Origin of the sequence: Novipirellula aureliae (genome assembly GCF_007860185.1) — a bacterium.
Taxonomy (GTDB): Bacteria; Planctomycetota; Planctomycetia; order Pirellulales; family Pirellulaceae; genus Novipirellula_A; species Novipirellula_A aureliae.
On the sequence record NZ_SJPY01000010.1, the window covers coordinates 247,474 to 264,162 of the forward strand.

Sequence of the window (16,689 nt, forward strand, 5' to 3'; positions counted from 1 at the left end):
CAGCGGTGTTGTCGGAGGACATCACCGAGCAAACGCACGAGGTCCAAGACGTACTCTACAGCGTTCACACCAAACGCGACGCCGAAGAGGACGATCCGAAGTCGATGTGCGTTGAGTATGTCATCGGCATCAACTTTCATCACCGCGAGTACGTCTGTTTTGAGCACACTGGGTTCGCTCGCACCAAAGTGGTTTGGTGGTGGCGAGAGCGATCCAATGAACCGGTGCCCGACAGCTCGGCCGAAGCGGTTTCGTTGGCAACCCGCGGCGCACTCGCGTTTCCTGAAGAGATCACGATTCGCAGTATCGCTGGCGAGAAGTTCGATCGGATCATCGACGCCAAGCTAACCGACAAACCGGATGCGTGTCTCGCCGGCATGGATGCCTACGATGACGAGGTTCCGTTTTGACTTTCCAAGCAACTATCTCCAAACTTCACGACGCCGCGCTCACGCTGGCCGATCTCGGCTACGCGGTATTTCCTTGCGCGTCAGGCACCAAGCAACCCATCACGCCGCATGGATGCAACGACGCGACGAACGACCTGGATACCATCGAGGATTGGTGGCGAAAATCGCCTTCGGCCAACATCGGCGTTTCGACCAATGGCATCTTCGTGCTTGACGTCGACGTCGGTAGCCATTGGTTGCTCGAAGATCCCGAGCGGTCGATGGACCTCGCCGTTGCACCGTTGTCGTTAACCGCACGAGGCGGCCGGCAATACTTCTTTCGCCGTCCCGAAGGCGTCGCGTGGAAGAACTGGAACAGCGAGCTTGCCAAGTTCGTCGACATTAAAGTCGATGGCGGTTACGTCGTTGTTCCGCCGTCGGTCCTCGAAGGCGGTGGGCGGTACCGCTGGGCACCGACCATGGAACTCGACGTCGGTCCGGAAGATCTGCCGTTGCCGCCGCAGTGGTTGGTCGATGATCTCAATCGTTTATCCGACGGCAACTCATCCGATCGTGTCATCACGACCGCGGTCGGCGGCAACCGAATCCCTGCCGGCCAACGCAACGGCACACTGGCCCGACTGGGCGGCACGATGCGGCGAGCCGGAATGTCGGTCGATGAAATCGCTGCCGCCATTCAGGAAACGAATCGAGTTCGCTGCGTTCCGCCAATGGATCGCGACGAGGTCGATCGGATCGCGGCCAGCGTTGCTCGGTACGAGCCTGATCAAATCAATGTCGCAACAATCGAGAATCACTTTGAGCAAGATCGTCGGGCCGCCGAAGAGAAGCTTTTCAACATCGTCTCCAGTCGCGATCTCGACGCGTCGCAGTACGACATGGAATACCTCATCAACGGAATCCTCGTCCGAGGACAACCGTCGATGATCGCCGGCCCAAAGAAAACGCTCAAAACCAATATCAGCGTCGACCTGGCGTTGTCGCTCGCCGAAGCGACACCGTTTCTTGGTAAATTCGATGTCAATCTAGCCCGACGCGTCGGCGTGATGTCAGGCGAGTCCGGTGCGGCAACGATTCAGGAAACCGCACGCCGAGTCGCGCGTGCCAAGCAACTCCGTTTGGCAGATTGCGACGGAGCTGTATGGTGTTTTGACGTTCCGCAACTGACCAACCAAGAACACATCGACGCAATGAAACGCGTGATTGAGGACCACGCACTTGACGTGCTGATCCTCGATCCGACCTATTTAATGATGCTCGGACTGGGCAACGACGCCGGCAACCTGTTCATCGTGGGCGGTCTGCTCAAATCTATCGGCGAGCTTGCTCAAGACACCGGCTGCACGCCGATCCTGTGTCACCACCTCAAGAAGAGCATTGCCGACCCGTACGAACCAGCGGAACTGGAAAACATCGCGTGGGCTGGCTTTCAAGAGTTCGTCCGTCAATGGATCTTGCTTAACCGACGCGTCAAATACGATCCCGAACGTGGCGGCTATCATGAACTATGGATGAGTGTGGGTGGCTCGGCCGGCCACAGCGGTTTGTGGGGCGTTGATGTACAAGAGGGAACGCGTGACGACCCCGGCGGACGTCGTTGGGACGTGAGCGTGCTGGAGGCGAGTGATGCGTACGAACTCCGTGAGCAGGCCGGTGACTTGGTATCGGAAGAAAAACAAGAACGACGGAAACAGTCAAAATTTGATCGCAGGAAACANCAGATTGTTGAGTCACTCAGCACTTTCCCAATGGGGGAATCCCTTCGTGGAATTAGTGCAAACGTCTGTATGCGAGACCGTACAGCCAAGGAAGCATTGGAGATTCTGATNGATGAAGGAGTAGTAGANACGTGCCAGTGTCAAAAGGGTCGAAGCAAGTTTACCGGATACAAACTGGTCTCCCAAAACGGAAATACAAACGATGCTTAACGTGCCGCCCCGGGTTTTAACGNGCGCCCCGGCGGCGCGTTTTAACGTGCCGCCCCCAGTGGGCGACGCGTCGCCGTCAGCGCGTTCTGACGTGCCGCCCCCGGGCGTATATATATACGCCCGGGGCGGCGCGTCGTTGGCACGGTGGCGGCGAGTAAATCGGGGCGCGCGTTGGAGCGAAAAATCGAGTGGGTCCTCCGCGGCCATATACTTCTTGTGGGGGCCACCGGAACAGCAGCCTTATTAGGCACAGTTAGTTTTGATTGTCCGAACGGCAAGACGAACCTGATATGATTGGCCAGTGTCATCTGACCCAGTACGAATTCCCCCTAAGAGAAGACTCAATGACCGATTCGATCAAATTCTACAGCACGGGCGATGAATACGGCGAGTTTTCAAACTTTGCCGACTACCCGATTCGTATCGGGAAGGCGACATGGCCAACGACAGAGCACTACTTTCAGGCGATGAAGTTCAAGTCGAAATCCGACCAAAACGAAATTCGCAAAGCAAACTCACCGATGCTCGCAGCTAGAATGGGACGCGACCGAAAGCGAACGCTTCGCAAGGATTGGGAGTCGGCCAAGGTAAACGTAATGCGTGAAGCTCTAATCGCCAAGTTCACCCAGCACGACGAGCTTCGCGAACTTCTGCTCAGCACCGGCAACGCCAAAATCATTGAACACACTACCAACGATGATTACTGGGGCGACGGTGGTGACGGTCGCGGCAAAAACATGCTCGGACGCTTGCTGGTCGAAGTGCGTTTGCGACTGCGCGAGGAATCTGAGATGACGAACTCCGATCAAGATGAGGCGTAGCGACAGAGCATTCGCGTAACTGCCGGCACAAGTATAGCACCCAACCAACCAAACATCTAACCAACCACCCAACGACCGACCCTTTTCCGTTTCTTCACCTCTGGAAAAGGACACTACTATGCAGGTCGAAATGTGGTCGCTTGATCGAATCAAGCCTTACGAAAACAATCCGCGTATCAACGACGATGCAGTTGACGCGGTCGTTCAAAGCATCAACGAATTTGGTTTCCGCCAACCGATCGTTGTCGATGCCGACGGCGTCATCATCGTCGGCCATACGCGGTTCAAGGCCGCCAAGAAGATTGGGCTGACCGAAGTTCCGGTCCACGTCGCGGTCGACATGGAACCCGAAGCGGTCCGAGCCTACCGGATCGCCGACAACCGCACTGGCGAAAACGCGGAGTGGGATTTTGATCTACTTCCGCTCGAAATGGGAGCGTTGCAAGACGCAGGTTTCAATTGTGAACTGCTCGGTTTCGATGCCGACGAACTGGCGATGTTGCTTGATCCCGGTGTCGGCCAAGGATTGACAGATCCCGATGATGTCCCTGAGCCGCCCGACGACGCTATCACTCAACGTGATGACATTTGGATCCTCGGCGATCACCGTTTGATGTGTGGTGACTCGACCAGCGTTGAAGACCTGGACCGGCTTTTGAATGGCGCGACGATTCAATTGTGCAATACAGACCCGCCGTACAACGTGAAGGTTGAACCTCGTAGCAAGAACGCAATCGCGGCCGGCAACAGTTCCTTCGAAGCTGGCAAGGGCAAGACCAAAGACGGTCCTAAGAAGATGCGGGCCAAGGACCGACCACTGGCCAACGACTTTGTTTCGGACGAGGAGTTCGATCGGCTGCTGAAAGCCTGGTTCGGCAACATCGCTCGCGTTCTGGAACCCGGCCGATGCTTCTATATCTGGGGAGGCTTCTCGAACATCGCAAACTATCCGCCCGTGCTGTCATCAAACGGCTTGTATTTTTCGCAAGCCATCATCTGGGACAAGATGCACCCGGTCATGACGAGAAAGGATTTCATGGGTGCCCACGAATGGGCATTCTACGGATGGCGTGAAGGGGCGGGACACAAGTACTTCGGGCCGAACAACGCGACCGATCTTTGGCACGTAAAGAAGATTCCGCCACAACAATTGGAACACCTGACCGGCAAACCGGCGGAACTCGCTGTGAAGGCAATGCAGTATTCGTCTCGCAAAGGCGATAACGTGCTTGACTTGTTCGGCGGCAGCGGATCAACATTGATCGGCGCGGAGCAAACCGGACGCAAGGCGTTCTTGATGGAACTCGATCCGCCGTACTGTGACGTGATCGTCGACCGCTACCAACGATTCACCGGCAAACCAGCGATCTTGGAACGGACCGGCGAATCACCGATCCCCGTCGGCAAGCGTGAGGAGAATATGCGTTAGTCGGTTGAAACGTGATGTGATTCAAAGAACTTGGCGATGTCTTGCTTCGTTACTTTGCTCGACGTTGTATCAAGCACAATCTGCACAAGTTCTTCATCGGTCGCTTCAATCGCAACTTCGTTGATTTCTAAGAAGATCAATGCAGCTTCCAGTCCGACTCGTTTGTTGTCATCGACGAATGGGTGGTTCATGACCAAATGAAATAAGTAAGCCGCAGCCATCTCGAAAGGAAACACATGAAGCAAGTCGCCGCCGAAAGAAGCTTGTGGTTGTGCGATTGCAGACTCAAGTAGTCCCGCGTCTCGCAGGCCATCATCACCACCGTACGTTTGAACCTGAAACGCATGCGACTCCAGAACATCATCGACCTCCAGGAATAGAATGCCATCAACCATTTACTCGGCCAACTTTTTGAACGCCTTGGAGTGCTTTTTGTTGACAGCTTTTCGAGCCGTTCGGATGCTAGTTTTCTTGTCCGCCTCGCAGTGGGGAGCAATGTTGATCGTTCGCCCGTCTGTTGTCAGCTCGACCTGAGACTCTGGATCGATCTTCAGCAAATCTAAGATAGGTCGATCAATTACGATTGCCCAGCTATTACCGTGCTTCACCAGTTTTTTAATCATACTGCCCTCGCGAATGTGGTCCACCAATGTATCACTATTGTGATTACGCCACTGGCTCGCGTCAAGCGTCCAATCGCTTAGCGGATAGACGCTGGCCACCGCAGCGGTGGTGCACCGCTGGCAAAGGAGCGTGCATTCCTCGAGCTTTCTGAGTACGAGTTTTCGTTTGGAGCATGTATACTGCCGCGACCAGGCCGCTTCGCCGGGAAACAACATCAAACGGCGCGGTAACAACGCAACAAAGACACGAACGGCAAAACTGTTCCATTATGGCAAAACGAAAACGCAAACTGACGGCTGCAGAAAAGCGAGCCAAGAAAGAACGCCGAAAGAAATTCCAGTGGATATTCATCAATGGCAAACAGGTCCGCATCAAACGCCCTCAGACCATTGACGGTCTCTCCGTCGAAGAATTTATCTTCCTCAACGCCGACCCAATCTGGTTGCACCAAAACGAAATGCGGGAATACATCCAGCCGGAACCGAGTCTGTTTCCGTGTGAGGACGAAGTGAATGCTGCATTCGACGTTGCCTGGCAAGAGGACGCGATCGAAGAACAGTGAACGAATCGTGTCATGTTGGTGAAGATACGGACACACAGTAGAATTCCGTGAAATGGAACCGACCAATTGTGCTGAAGCCAACCATCTACCATATCGCTGGTCCGAATGAAGCCCCCAAAACGACGTTCGTTACTCGGAAACAACACAATCAAACAACCTCACCAAATGATCCACAACTGCTTGGCACAAATCCTGAGACCCAAGTTACAATCGCTGAAACTCAACGCCCATCAGATCAACGTGGTCCTTAACGATATTCGCATTAGAATTGAGTCGGCGTTGATGCGATGGGATGATGTTGCTTTCCGCAACTCTCTGCTTTTTCCTGGGCTTGAAGAGGCGAGCTTCTATCGGCCAATCGCAAATCTCGATTGCTCCTCGTTTGTCGTAATGTGTGTCCGCAATAGCTTGATCGAGGACTTGGCCGCGTCGCAGGCTGCCACGGTCGAGTTGGGACTGGCGAAGCCCGTACTAACAGACGATCAAGTTCCCGAGATCACATCGGCTGCGATTGGCTACTTCACGCAAGCCGATCTTCTGGCAGCATCAAGAGTTTGTCAGGAAAACGGTATTGAAACCGATTGTTTCGGAACGCTTCCAACGGAGTTTCCCCACGCCTGGCATGTGATTTCCTCGCTAGCCAATTCGAAGAGCGGTAACGTTTCATACGAAGCTTCAGTTGCCCCGAAGCCAGTGTTGCCTCAGACGAGTGGTGACACCGAGTTGGAGTCGATGGTTTCGATCGTCGCCAGTGGAATTGATCCGACGTTAGATTCTGGTCTACTTGCCTACCTTCAGCACATCGCATCGGGTGAGATGCCATACTTCTTTTCCGATTCGTTTAAGGGAATCACTCGGAATACGAGCAAACTGTTTCGAGTCATTGATTTTGTTATTGGTCACGGAGCCACTCTGGTGACTCACAACTACCTGCTAGGTCCAACCTTCGCAGCGCGTCGCGCCAAATTGTTGCGTCCCTTCCACTTCACAAGTGAAGTGAAAGAAAAACTCTCGAACCAGACCGGTCTTTGCGATCGACATCGCGACATATTGTCAGAGATCAAGGATGCCCTTGAAGCGGGCGACTGAGAGCGAAATAACCGGATTGATCGAAGGTCTATTCGCAAACGGAAAGATTGCCAAATCGCGTGTGTTGAATGCTAGCTGGTCGGCTTCGCAGTTTCGCTTGGCTGCGTCCTTGTTTCCGAAGCTTTTGATTTGCTTGGCCCAAGTGTTGCGTTCGCGTCGCTTGGTTCCCGTCGAAGCGTAGATGGCTCGTTCGTGGTTTCCGATCAGGCTTATCAGCCGAGCCAAAGCAGCCGCGTCGCCGTTCCAAGTGATCGTGATGTGAAGGCCGCAGCCTTCGTTGACTCCGGCTCCGCGTGCTTTGATCGCGTCGACCGCACGCTCGACGTTTTGAAGTCCTTCGTAGCCGCGAAGGACAGGCGACTCTATGGATTCTGCGTCTGGTCTAGATCATTTGCGATTTCAGCTTTGAACTCATCGAGTGTCTGACGGATTTGATCTAAGCCTTCTTCCAGTCGCGCGACGACGCTGCTTACCCTTTCTTCTGGAGAAAGATTTTTGACAGATGTCCAATCGCTTTCACTTTCGCTCGTGTCATCGACGATGCTGAGCCAACGCCGCACAAGTGTTACTGCGTCCGATTCCAGTTGATCGAGAAATTCCTTGTTCTCCTCTTCCCAGGCAAGCGGGGCACTGCCAGCGACGAGTACGATCTGAGTCAAGGCGAGCAAGGGAACGGCCTTGTCCCTCATCGCCTCGAACGCATCACTCAAGCGTGAGAAGGGATTGCTGTCTTGCCGACGCGATCGAAAAGCCATTATCGGATCGGTTTCGCGGTCGCTTTGGTCAGCGAGATAACTTATGGCTTTCTCAACTTTTTCAAACGGTCGAATGCATGGCGGTACGCAATACCTTTCGTGCCAAATCCTCAGCGTTAGATCAACAGCTTGTTGCTGAAGGCGTTCCTTCTCCTCCCCATCTGAAGCTGTCTCGCAGACAACGATCTTCTCTGCGAGAAGATTCGCGATCCACTTCGACAGCGTATCGTATTCTTTTTCGCGTCCAAGTTCCTCGCTGAGGCGTTTACCCAATGCGATGACATCCGTGGACTGTGCTGACGTTCCCTGTGCCGTCGACGATGTAGATTCTGGATTTCCAGTCATGTTTACCTCGGAGATTTTCGTCGTCGAACGAGTCGTCAAGTTTACCTTTGTCGACGCGTCTAACGATTTGGGTTTCAATAATGAGTGATGATTGAATTGCTCTTAAGAACTTCAAAAGCTCGGGAATATGGAACCACAACCGCTCACCTTCCGAAAAGAAACCATAGCTCTCGCGATCTACGCGATCTGGTTTGTCGCACCAGACTTCCCGCAGGGCAATGCAACCCGCCGGATTGTCTCCGCGGAACCTTCCGGTTGAGTTGTCGAATTGCATATTGAAGAATTTGCATGCCTGCTGTCCGGGACGAAGCCTTGTCGGCTGCATTCGGTAAGCGTAGGGATCTGACTCTTCCAAGCGATTCGTTTCTGTGTGCTCGTCGCTAATCCAACCTCGAAGCTCCAATTTGATGTCGCCGACGCTCTCAAGAATTTCAGCGTCCTCGTCTCCCTCTTCTGGTATACGGAAGGTCGATGGATGGGAGTCTTGGAAAGTACGCATCAATGCGTCTGCCGCATCTGGAGTCACGAGCGCTGATCGAATTCGATAGTCGCGACTCGCTTTCGATGTAAACAGATCGGTGTTTCCCCATACTTGCAAATAGTCGGCGTGCAAACTCTCGGTGAATCCGGTCGCTCGATCGTACTCGTCATCCGTTGGTGCTTTGGTCCATTCCTCTGATGGCGGTTCCGTCCACAATCTTTCTTCCAGCGGCGTCGCTTGGCGTTGATCTGCGATCCACAGTGGTGGAATGGAAATATCCCATCGTTCTTGCCAGCTCTCCCAGCGATTTACGTCACCGTGTGAATAGGATTCGAGTCGAATCTCGTGGTTGTCAAGAAGCCTTATCGCAGCACAAAACATCGCATGTAGCTCAACATGATGATGATAGTCCTCTACCGTTGGCGCACTTCCGTGACCATTGGAGAAAAGCGTATACGATGCGTGAGGGTACATCGCCTTGGCGCGATCACGATTGGGCAAGTGTCCGCTTATGCCCCAGTCCTGACAGATAATGTCTTCGATCACTGGAAAGAACTCCCCGTCGGAAAGATCGAAAACATTTGACAACGGATCGTACCAGTACCGTACAGTGTCCATCTGGTCAAAATCAAAACGATGCGAATGCTTCGACTCCCACGGTCCACCAAGCCCATGGTGGCGATCTCGTTTGTCGTTCGATGCAAGCTTTCCGCGCAGGCGACCGACTGCGAACGCAAGATCGCTGTCAGAAATGCACCCAGGTGTTGCTTCGGCAACTGCCTGGATTGCTCTTATGCAGGATCGCTGGACAATGACGTGTGGGAAAGGTGAGTGCCTCAGTTCGTCTAACGTCAAATGCATAACCGAAAGCATTGAATTAGGTGCTTCTTCTGCCAATCGCTCGATTAAAAGAAAGCATGACTGTCGCGCAGCCAACCAATAGAACGGTTCGTCAGGAGCACACATCGCGTGAGATTGGCCATCGCCTAGCCATTTCCCAAGTTCTTCAGCGATTGGATGTCCAATACGGTGCATTTGTCTACAAGCATGAATTGTGCGCCATCGGATTCGAGTGTCTGGATGGCCAAGCAAGTACCAGGCTAGGCCAGAACTGATGGAACGGCCTGCAAGCTTTGCTACAGATGCAGACACATTTGACGCAGAGTTTACTCCCCTGACGTCCTTCGTCAGCTTATCTAGTAACATCTGCAATGTCTCTTCCGCCGTTGCCGCATCAATCGTTGAAACCAGTTCCGACGCGAAGTCATGAACTGCTATCGCTTCCACCTGATTAAGACGCTCTGAATCGGGCAGTGCTTTCAACATCATCTGCGCGAAATCGGAGCGATCCATATCGGCCAAATCGAGCAACTTCTCGACTACATAACTTCGGAAGCTGAAGCTTCCAAATAGTGACTCAACAGCTCTCGATGCAATGAGTTTCGGTGCATTTTTCGCCCAACTCGAGACCATTGGATGAGCTTTCCACTGCTCTAACCGGTCACAAGTTGCACTGACGAGTTGGTCGAATGGTACAAGTTGTGGTGAGACCTCAATGAGCGAATTTAGGTGATCGACGTATCGAGAAAGCGGCACATGCGCGATCATCGCTTGTAACAACTTCAGTCGCTCGCTGTAGATATTCCAGCGTGCAGTTTGGTTCGATGCTTGAAATTCAAGCGTCCTCAGCGGAACTTCGATGCTCTCGCGATCGCAGTACGTTCCAGAGAGTGCTATCTTTGGTTCAGCCTCGTCGATCGCGTTCGGCTCGGATTTTGGAATCTGCGATCGCGCAGTGGCCGTAGCGGATGGTTTCGTGACTTCGCCACCGTCTTCTTGTTCGTGAAACGCAACTAGCTGGCTAAGCGGTTTTGAAACATTTGCAAGCGCCATTCCATGCTTTGTGAGCCATTCAGCGTACTGACGTGACAAGCCGATTCGCTCTTCAAACTCAGAGCCTCGGACGCAATAGTCAGCCAGCTCTTTTAGACCTGTCGAAAAGTCGGATGAACTCTCATTCCGAAGCTTGAGCAATGCTCGAAGGCTCACTTCGAACGAATTTTGGTTCCAATTGCCCGGGAGCAGGCATGTAGCGACTGTGAAACGTGGATCAACTGATCCGCGATCCAGCAAAGCTTCTACCAAATCGGGAATACTCTGACCGATGCTTAGTCGCGACGTTAGATCCCACCGGCAAGCCATTGCGGTTGCGACTTCGGGTGAAAGATGTGCTATTCCCCAAATCGCCTCCGTCCACGGAAAATGGTCGTGACCATCAAGCCGCATGCTATAGTCTTCAACAATGCAGGCCAATGATTCTGCTTGTGTCGTAGAGTCGCTTGCAGGCGTTGCGGTGTCTTTGTTTCGAGCAATCTTGGAAAGAAGCTTGATGACCGAAAAAGCTTCTTCATCGACATCTTCTGCCGCTTTCAGAGTTTGGTCGAAATAGAATTGCCCTGCACTTGGGTCGATCGAAGAGGTGATTTGGCAGCAGCGCACGAGAAACTGAACACGTTCGGCACCTGGCATCGCCAATTCTTGAGTTTGCTCGAATGCTTCATGAACCAACTTCATCGCGGTGATATGAAGCGCCGGTTCGGCAGCGGCGATTTCCGCTAAGTCGACTCGGAGATCGGCCCAGGGTTCTGTGAAACTATCGACAACTTTCTCAAAGTCGTCTGCAATACAGGAGCTAGTCAGCAAGACTGTTCGGCAAAGCAATTTAGCTCGCCGAGCTTTCCAAGGGCTTGGTCGCTTGAAGTACCAGTACGAATTGTTTGATGACGACGTGGCGCGAAGAGCACTCTCTAACTGTTTCGTGTAGTCACTTCGTTCCAAATTTCCGGTTAATGCCATTGCACGAAAGTGGAATGCTGGGAGCAGAAGTTCGCAAACCGACAAGTGTTCGTCACGTTGCCGTGATATTCGCTCCTCTTCCTCACGGCGGGAAACACTCTCTTCATCGGTCTCATTTGCGGGCGGCGGCGATTTCTTCGGTTTCAAACGTTCTGGCACTAAGCGAACGTCTTTTGCAGACAACTCGTCATTCAGAAAAACGTAACGCAAGGAAACGTATCGCAAAAACCTCTCAAGCTCCTCAGCGCTTTCACCATAGGTGTGTCGAGGAACAACCTCCGGTGGACGCGGAGTGAAGGAATCCAAAATTTCCGCCCATCGAGCACAGTCATCGAAGCTCTTGGCTGATGCCTCAGCAGACGCAATCACCGTATTTAGAAATTGCCGCCGGTGTTCTGGGTTCTTTGCTCGATACTGAATCGTTGGCAAGAAGCCAGAAAGCTGCTCAACCAAACCGACGTCAATAGGCTTGTGCGATTCGATGCTGGCCTCGATGAACGCGAGCAGTGCATCAAGTTCAGTTGCAAGCACAGCGCCGGATACATCTACGCTACCTAATCCGAATTGGAAGAAGTTCTTTGCGACACGCTTGCAGATGTCCATACGGAAACTTCGAGGTCGCCAACGACGCAGCCATTTCCGTGCGGCATCGTAACCGTCACAGCGAATGTACGACTCCACAAGCATCGCAATGTAGTGGTTGTCGATAGGATCGTCTTCACGCTGATCGTGATCCAAGCGAACCCATTCTCGAAGACCAATTTCGGCTAGTCGCTGATGCTCCCGGACCGTGGCCGTGGCTCCGTCCCTCCGAGCGTAGACGCCAGCGCAACACATGTGACGCCAAGCTTGGTCACCAGCGCCTTCCGAGCGATCTGAAAAGTACAACCGTTGTACCGTCGCAGGAGTTCCGTGCTGCAGGGCGAGGTCTGGGTGCTCATCAAGCACCTGGTCCGTAGACTTGTGAGCCTTCGACTCCCGAGACAATGCGAACAAAAGCCGGAAATCTACTACCGATACTTTTTCGCTGCGGACCAGTTGCATTGCGTTCTTGATGCGCGAGATCTGTATTTGGCGGCGCTCAATCGGATCAGGAATGGCATCGAGACCAACTGGGTTTTCTACCAAATTGAGCAACTCTTTTCGCAGCCCTGCAGACGCTAACGCTCGCCCAAGATTGCGTGATGCGTATTCACTCACAACTGCCTCAGAAAGAAGAAGACTCGCGCGTTGAGTCTTTTGTTCCGTAGTGAGTGGATACCTGCTCTTCAAGTACTTCTCTAAATCTTCATCGCGGAGATTCGCGGTTCCATCAGCAATAAAGATTCCCTCAGGAAGGTCGTTGCACACGTCGGTTACGCCTTCAAGGGTCGTACCCGCAAGCTTCGCTACCATTTCCATCGGTGCCGGTGCATACAGATTGGCAATTGCTCCGCAAACCCGATCAACGAGTTGCTGGTCGCCGTTGCGCGACCCCGACTCAAGAATCGCTCGCTCGAAGATATCGTCTAGTACTTTTCCTCCTGGGCGTAACGCATCGAGGATCTCATCAAACGTTTGATATCGCAGGTCGAGGGCGTACGCCTGAACTCGCGGAACGCCGTTGGTCAGCTTGTGAAACTCATCAATCTGCGAAGGATCAAGCCCTTGGAAATGAAGTGCTAAGTTTGCTTCGGTTTCGTCCCTATTGAACGCCTCAATTGGAATCTCACGTGAATCTACTCCCAAGCCAAGCAAACTGATTTGATGCGAACGGCACGCGACGATGACACGACAACCGGACGGTATTTCGCACCTCACAATATCCGTCACGAACGATACGTCGCCGCGTTCCTTTGCCGCAGAAACACTGTTATCTGCCGCGTCAACAAAAACACAGACCAATGCATTCGGATTACTTGCTTTCGCGACTTTAGAGGCGACCGATAGCTTCTCGCAGAAGCGTCGGACGAGTTCATTTCTGCTTGCGTCCCGATTCAGCAGCACTTCTGTATGTGATTCGACCGCAAGTTCGTTGATGATTTGCCGAATGCCGTTCTCATGAAGATGTCGGCAATCTTCGGGGTTTCTGTATTTCCCGGACGCAAAACAATCGAAGATCACGGAAATCGAGTGTTCAGGCAATTTCTCAATAACGGATTTAATCAGAGTCGTTTTGCCGAAGCCACCGCCGCCATGGACACATAGGAGCGACGCGGACGCTGTAGCAATCTCTTTCGCGAGTTCCAAAGCTTGTTCGCGTTCAATAATTTTTTCCCCTGAGGCGATCGAACTGACTGATGGAAATAATGAGGCGTACCGACCACCGTGAAGCATCGCGACCATCTCGTCTCGCGTTATTGATGCTGTCTCGTTCGGTAGGCTGAGATCCCAAACTCGGCTTTTCAATAAGGCTCGTTGGTCACTGGTTTCGTAAAACCCAAGGTTTCCAAGCGTTTTTGTTACTTCAATCTCTTGCCTAGCACGCGAAAGTTCCGCTGTGTTTGAACTCAGGTCTAGCACACGCAGGAAATCGCAAAAGTCGCGAGAGCCAAGTCCCGAGGCATTGAACAATTCTTCGATAAGGGCTTGTTGCCCGTTGTCAACTAACTTCAGTAATGAGGCCTTGTTTTTTACCTTCTCGTTTGCCAGTTCAGCCTTCGCCGCGAGCAAAGCAGTAGAAAGCACATCACATGCAGGTTGGTTGCTGACGAGTCGAATTTGCAACTTGGCGAGTACCAGGTCACGTCCACATGCCTCACGATGTTTCTTGAACGTATCCGCAAAACGACGGATCAGACTTCCTGCCGTCGATCCCGGTTTCTTCCCCGCGATCACTGCGGCGATTGTCCATGGAGCCGACGGTTTGGTCGTACTGTATTTCAACTGCGAATATCTAACGACGCTACTTGAGCGAATATCTAGTCCCTCGAAATACTCAGTCAGATCAACCGATAAAAACGCGTGACCTGTTGAGTCAATCTCGGCAGCATCCACCGGAGAAATACCTTCCGGCTTGACTGCCTTCAGTTTCGTCTCAGGCTTCAGTAGCTCAAAGCATCGACGCACCGCCCATAGCAAGTGAAAGTCATCACCAGCATTTGATGTCGATGCGTCGACCGCTTTCCTCTTTTTTTCCATCATCGCCCCATCGTGCTTTGTGAAATTTTGACATATTCTACCGTATGAATCACTAATTGATCCACTGGGTGAGTCCATCCGTGTTATTGTCAATGTGCAATTGCGAAACTCGGTAATACGCTGTGAATCTCGTCGAAATGAGAGATGCCAACTGGGGCCACTCCACCAATGTGGTCTACCAATTCTGTTGGCAAAGCCTCCACGCCTCGATCCTACTGCCATCCCACGGTCGTTTCGTCGGCGCATCATCCAGTCCCTTCAGCGAATACAAACGCCGACCCGGCGACCGAGTCGGACTGAATTGGCGGATCCCATCCATCAACGGCAAGCGAGCCATCCGCCACGTCATTTACGACACGAATTGGTGGAAGTCGTTCACGCACGCTCGCCTCGCCGTAGCAATGGGTGATCGCGGTTGCCTTTCCATCTTCGGCGACCGCTCCGAGCAACACCGCCTGTTCGCCGAGCAAGTCACCGCCGAGTACTTCGTTAAGACGGAGGGGCGCGGACGAACTGTGGACGAATGGAAGGCGAGGCCAGAGCAACCCGACAATCACTGGCTCGATTGTTTAGTTGGTTGTGCCGTTGGTGCGTCGATGCAGGGTGCATTGTTGTTTGGCACAGACAGCCAGGCCGTCAACAGACGAGAACGGGTGAGTTTCAGTGATCTTCAACGCAAGAAACGGAAACGGTGAGTGAACAAGGCAGTATCACGCCGTTCGGTGGAACCGGAGCAGTTCACAAGAATCGTTTCGGCGATTCAGGGTCGAAGCACCCAAGACCCTGATGCGCGTTTGAAAGACTCTGAATAACTGGATTTACTCAAAAACATAATTCGCCCAAAAACGAACATCGGGATCGGGATCTTCTTTCTGAAGTTTCTTCATCTCAGCATGATAAGGCTTTGCAGCAGCCTTCCAGTCACTAATCGCCAACAATGCCAGACGCCGTACATTGGGAACTTTGTCATACAACCGTTTGGCAAGTTCCGGAAGCACCCGTTTCCCAACTGCTTTGCCCAAGCCACGCTCTCCTAGAACACACACAGCATGCTGCCGAATAACGACGGATTGCGAGGTGAGTCCGCGAATCGCCTCATCAACGTCAGCGGGCTTGATTTCAATAAACGAAGAACCCGGTTCCAGTTCTTTTCTTATAAAACGACTAATCGCTGACGTCCTCAATGCCAACAGTCGTTCCACAGGTTCGTAGTCAAGGGGAATCGGTTCCGGCTGACGGCCGGCCCGCGATTTGAGCCGTACCAGGATCCCATAAACCGCCACCGTTTGAGTCTTCTTAGATTTCACTAACTTGAATAAGAAATCGAGATCGTCCCACAGACCCAGCGTCATCGCGCATAGCTCAGCTGCACCCTGTTTTCTTACGCTCTTTACCTCTTTACGAAGTCTCTCCAAAACCGTTGAATCTTTGACTCCAAGATCACCTAACACCGCAGCAGCGCTCCAGCCACGCTCAGGGTCTTGCAAAATATTTCGGAGAGGATCAATGGCCTGTTTTCCCATCGCCACAAGTTCATCTTCATACAGCCATGGATTACTCAGGTACTCTTCAAATTTGGCATTTTCTGATAGCCCACTCAATTCATCTTCTTCGTACTCAAAGAAATGCTTGTTATAGAGCTTCGCAGGCACACACTTCTTGACTAATTCGAGACCGCCATCTTCATCGTCAAAATAGACCACAAAGTCGGGTGTGACATTTGCATGTTTGGCGAACTTTTTTCGCAATGCTCTGGCAACACGCACCACCATTGCCACAAAGCGTTTCTCAGTTCGATACCAGTGCGCCTGTGTGCTTTTAGTAGCCTCATCACAGACCAGTTTTCCTAACTTATCAATCGGTTGCACTGCGAGAATGTTCTCCCAATTCCAGTCCGCCGAATTCCATTCCAGCTTCACATCGTCGGTTCCCTGATCGTCCTCAAGGAATTCGATGCTATTCACGCCCAGAAAAGGAAACGCAATCTGTCCATCCAGTTCACGATAGCTTTCATGAAATGCAAAGGCATACGCATGATGTCTGCGATTCTTTTTCGCCCATCGCTCAACAGCCTGCTCTGCTTCTCGCAAGAAAGTGGCTTCGACTTCTTTCCAATCCAATGTTCTCACCTTGCTACTGAATTGGGTGCATGACCGGGTTTGTTAGGAATCCTTGATTTTGGTCTTGCGGCAGCGGTGGCGGAAACCATCGTTTCTTTGGCCTCGGCGTTTCCAGAAAGCGTCTCGATCGTGCGTTTCGCTCAAGTCGT

The 16,689-nt window shown here is 52.4% G+C and carries 13 protein-coding genes; 7 read left to right on the forward strand and 6 right to left on the reverse strand.

From position 1 onward, the window contains the following. The 4 genes from Q31b_RS25760 to Q31b_RS25775 form a co-directional block, all read left to right on the forward strand. Positions 1–410, forward strand: a 410-nt coding sequence (locus tag Q31b_RS25760; protein ID WP_197172353.1) for a hypothetical protein, incomplete at its 5' end; no start/stop codon positions are given. After that, positions 407–2,338: a bifunctional DNA primase/polymerase gene (locus tag Q31b_RS25765; protein ID WP_146602536.1), complete on the forward strand. Its 1,932-nt coding sequence runs from the start codon at positions 407–409 to the stop codon at positions 2,336–2,338. The genes Q31b_RS25760 and Q31b_RS25765, both read left to right, overlap by 4 nt. Positions 2,339–2,682: 344 nt before the next feature. Beyond that, a complete protein-coding gene (locus tag Q31b_RS25770) occupies positions 2,683–3,159 on the forward strand; it encodes an NADAR family protein (RefSeq protein ID WP_146602537.1) in 477 nt (158 codons plus the stop codon). Positions 3,160–3,277: 118 nt separating this feature from the next. Beyond that, positions 3,278–4,588 (forward strand): DNA modification methylase, encoded by a 1,311-nt coding sequence (locus Q31b_RS25775; RefSeq protein WP_146602538.1) that lies wholly within the window; start codon positions 3,278–3,280, stop codon positions 4,586–4,588. Here Q31b_RS25775 and Q31b_RS25780 read toward each other — a convergent pair. After that, positions 4,585–4,983, reverse strand: coding sequence for a type II toxin-antitoxin system death-on-curing family toxin (locus Q31b_RS25780; protein WP_146602539.1), 399 nt, complete (start codon positions 4,981–4,983; stop codon positions 4,585–4,587). The two genes, Q31b_RS25775 and Q31b_RS25780, sit on opposite strands and share 4 nt — an antisense overlap. Continuing rightward, on the reverse strand, positions 4,984–5,427 hold the full coding sequence (locus tag Q31b_RS28705; protein WP_197172355.1) for an AbrB/MazE/SpoVT family DNA-binding domain-containing protein: 444 nt from the start codon (positions 5,425–5,427) through the stop codon (positions 4,984–4,986). Between the two features lie 53 nt (positions 5,428–5,480). Between Q31b_RS28705 and Q31b_RS25790 the strand changes: the two genes are divergently transcribed. Together Q31b_RS25790 and Q31b_RS25795 are read left to right on the forward strand one after the other, a co-directional pair. After that, positions 5,481–5,774: a hypothetical protein gene (locus Q31b_RS25790; protein WP_146602540.1), complete on the forward strand. Its 294-nt coding sequence runs from the start codon at positions 5,481–5,483 to the stop codon at positions 5,772–5,774. A gap of 165 nt (positions 5,775–5,939) precedes the next feature. Next, entirely contained in the window at positions 5,940–6,863 is a 924-nt protein-coding gene (locus tag Q31b_RS25795) for a hypothetical protein (RefSeq protein ID WP_146602541.1), read from the forward strand. Here the strand turns inward: Q31b_RS25795 and Q31b_RS29760 are convergent. Genes Q31b_RS29760 through Q31b_RS25810 form a run of 3 tightly spaced genes read right to left on the reverse strand, consistent with a single transcriptional unit; the run spans position 6,828 to position 14,423 of the window. Continuing rightward, the gene (locus Q31b_RS29760; RefSeq protein WP_146602564.1) at positions 6,828–7,229 is read right to left on the reverse strand and encodes an amidoligase family protein; all 402 of its coding nucleotides are present in this window, start codon (positions 7,227–7,229) and stop codon (positions 6,828–6,830) included. The genes Q31b_RS25795 and Q31b_RS29760 overlap by 36 nt on opposite strands. Then, entirely contained in the window at positions 7,226–7,963 is a 738-nt protein-coding gene (locus Q31b_RS25805) for a hypothetical protein (RefSeq protein WP_146602542.1), read from the reverse strand. Before Q31b_RS25805 ends, Q31b_RS29760 begins: the two co-directional genes overlap by 4 nt. Continuing rightward, positions 7,884–14,423 (reverse strand): ATP-binding protein, encoded by a 6,540-nt coding sequence (locus tag Q31b_RS25810; protein ID WP_146602543.1) that lies wholly within the window; start codon positions 14,421–14,423, stop codon positions 7,884–7,886. Before Q31b_RS25810 ends, Q31b_RS25805 begins: the two co-directional genes overlap by 80 nt. A 119-nt stretch (positions 14,424–14,542) precedes the next feature. Between Q31b_RS25810 and Q31b_RS25815 the strand changes: the two genes are divergently transcribed. Continuing rightward, positions 14,543–15,115: a terminase gpA endonuclease subunit gene (locus Q31b_RS25815; protein WP_146602544.1), complete on the forward strand. Its 573-nt coding sequence runs from the start codon at positions 14,543–14,545 to the stop codon at positions 15,113–15,115. A gap of 123 nt (positions 15,116–15,238) precedes the next feature. Here Q31b_RS25815 and Q31b_RS25820 read toward each other — a convergent pair whose 3' ends face one another. Continuing rightward, positions 15,239–16,540, reverse strand: a complete 1,302-nt coding sequence (locus Q31b_RS25820) for a DUF4303 domain-containing protein (RefSeq protein ID WP_197172361.1) — start codon at positions 16,538–16,540, stop codon at positions 15,239–15,241. Positions 16,541–16,689: the final 149 nt, after the last annotated feature.

Excerpts from the sequence above, each read along its gene's own strand:
- Q31b_RS25770 (WP_146602537.1), top strand. The coding sequence starts at position 2,683 with ATGACCGATTCGATCAAATTCTACAGCACGGGCGATGAATACGGCGAG.
- Q31b_RS25775 (WP_146602538.1), top strand. The coding sequence starts at position 3,278 with ATGCAGGTCGAAATGTGGTCGCTTGATCGAATCAAGCCTTACGAAAAC.
- Q31b_RS25780 (WP_146602539.1), bottom strand. The coding sequence starts at position 4,983 with ATGGTTGATGGCATTCTATTCCTGGAGGTCGATGATGTTCTGGAGTCG.
- Q31b_RS28705 (WP_197172355.1), bottom strand. The coding sequence starts at position 5,427 with ATGTTGTTTCCCGGCGAAGCGGCCTGGTCGCGGCAGTATACATGCTCC.
- Q31b_RS25790 (WP_146602540.1), top strand. The coding sequence starts at position 5,481 with ATGGCAAAACGAAAACGCAAACTGACGGCTGCAGAAAAGCGAGCCAAG.
- Q31b_RS25795 (WP_146602541.1), top strand. The coding sequence starts at position 5,940 with ATGATCCACAACTGCTTGGCACAAATCCTGAGACCCAAGTTACAATCG.
- Q31b_RS25805 (WP_146602542.1), bottom strand. The coding sequence starts at position 7,963 with ATGACTGGAAATCCAGAATCTACATCGTCGACGGCACAGGGAACGTCA.
- Q31b_RS25810 (WP_146602543.1), bottom strand. The coding sequence starts at position 14,423 with ATGATGGAAAAAAAGAGGAAAGCGGTCGACGCATCGACATCAAATGCT.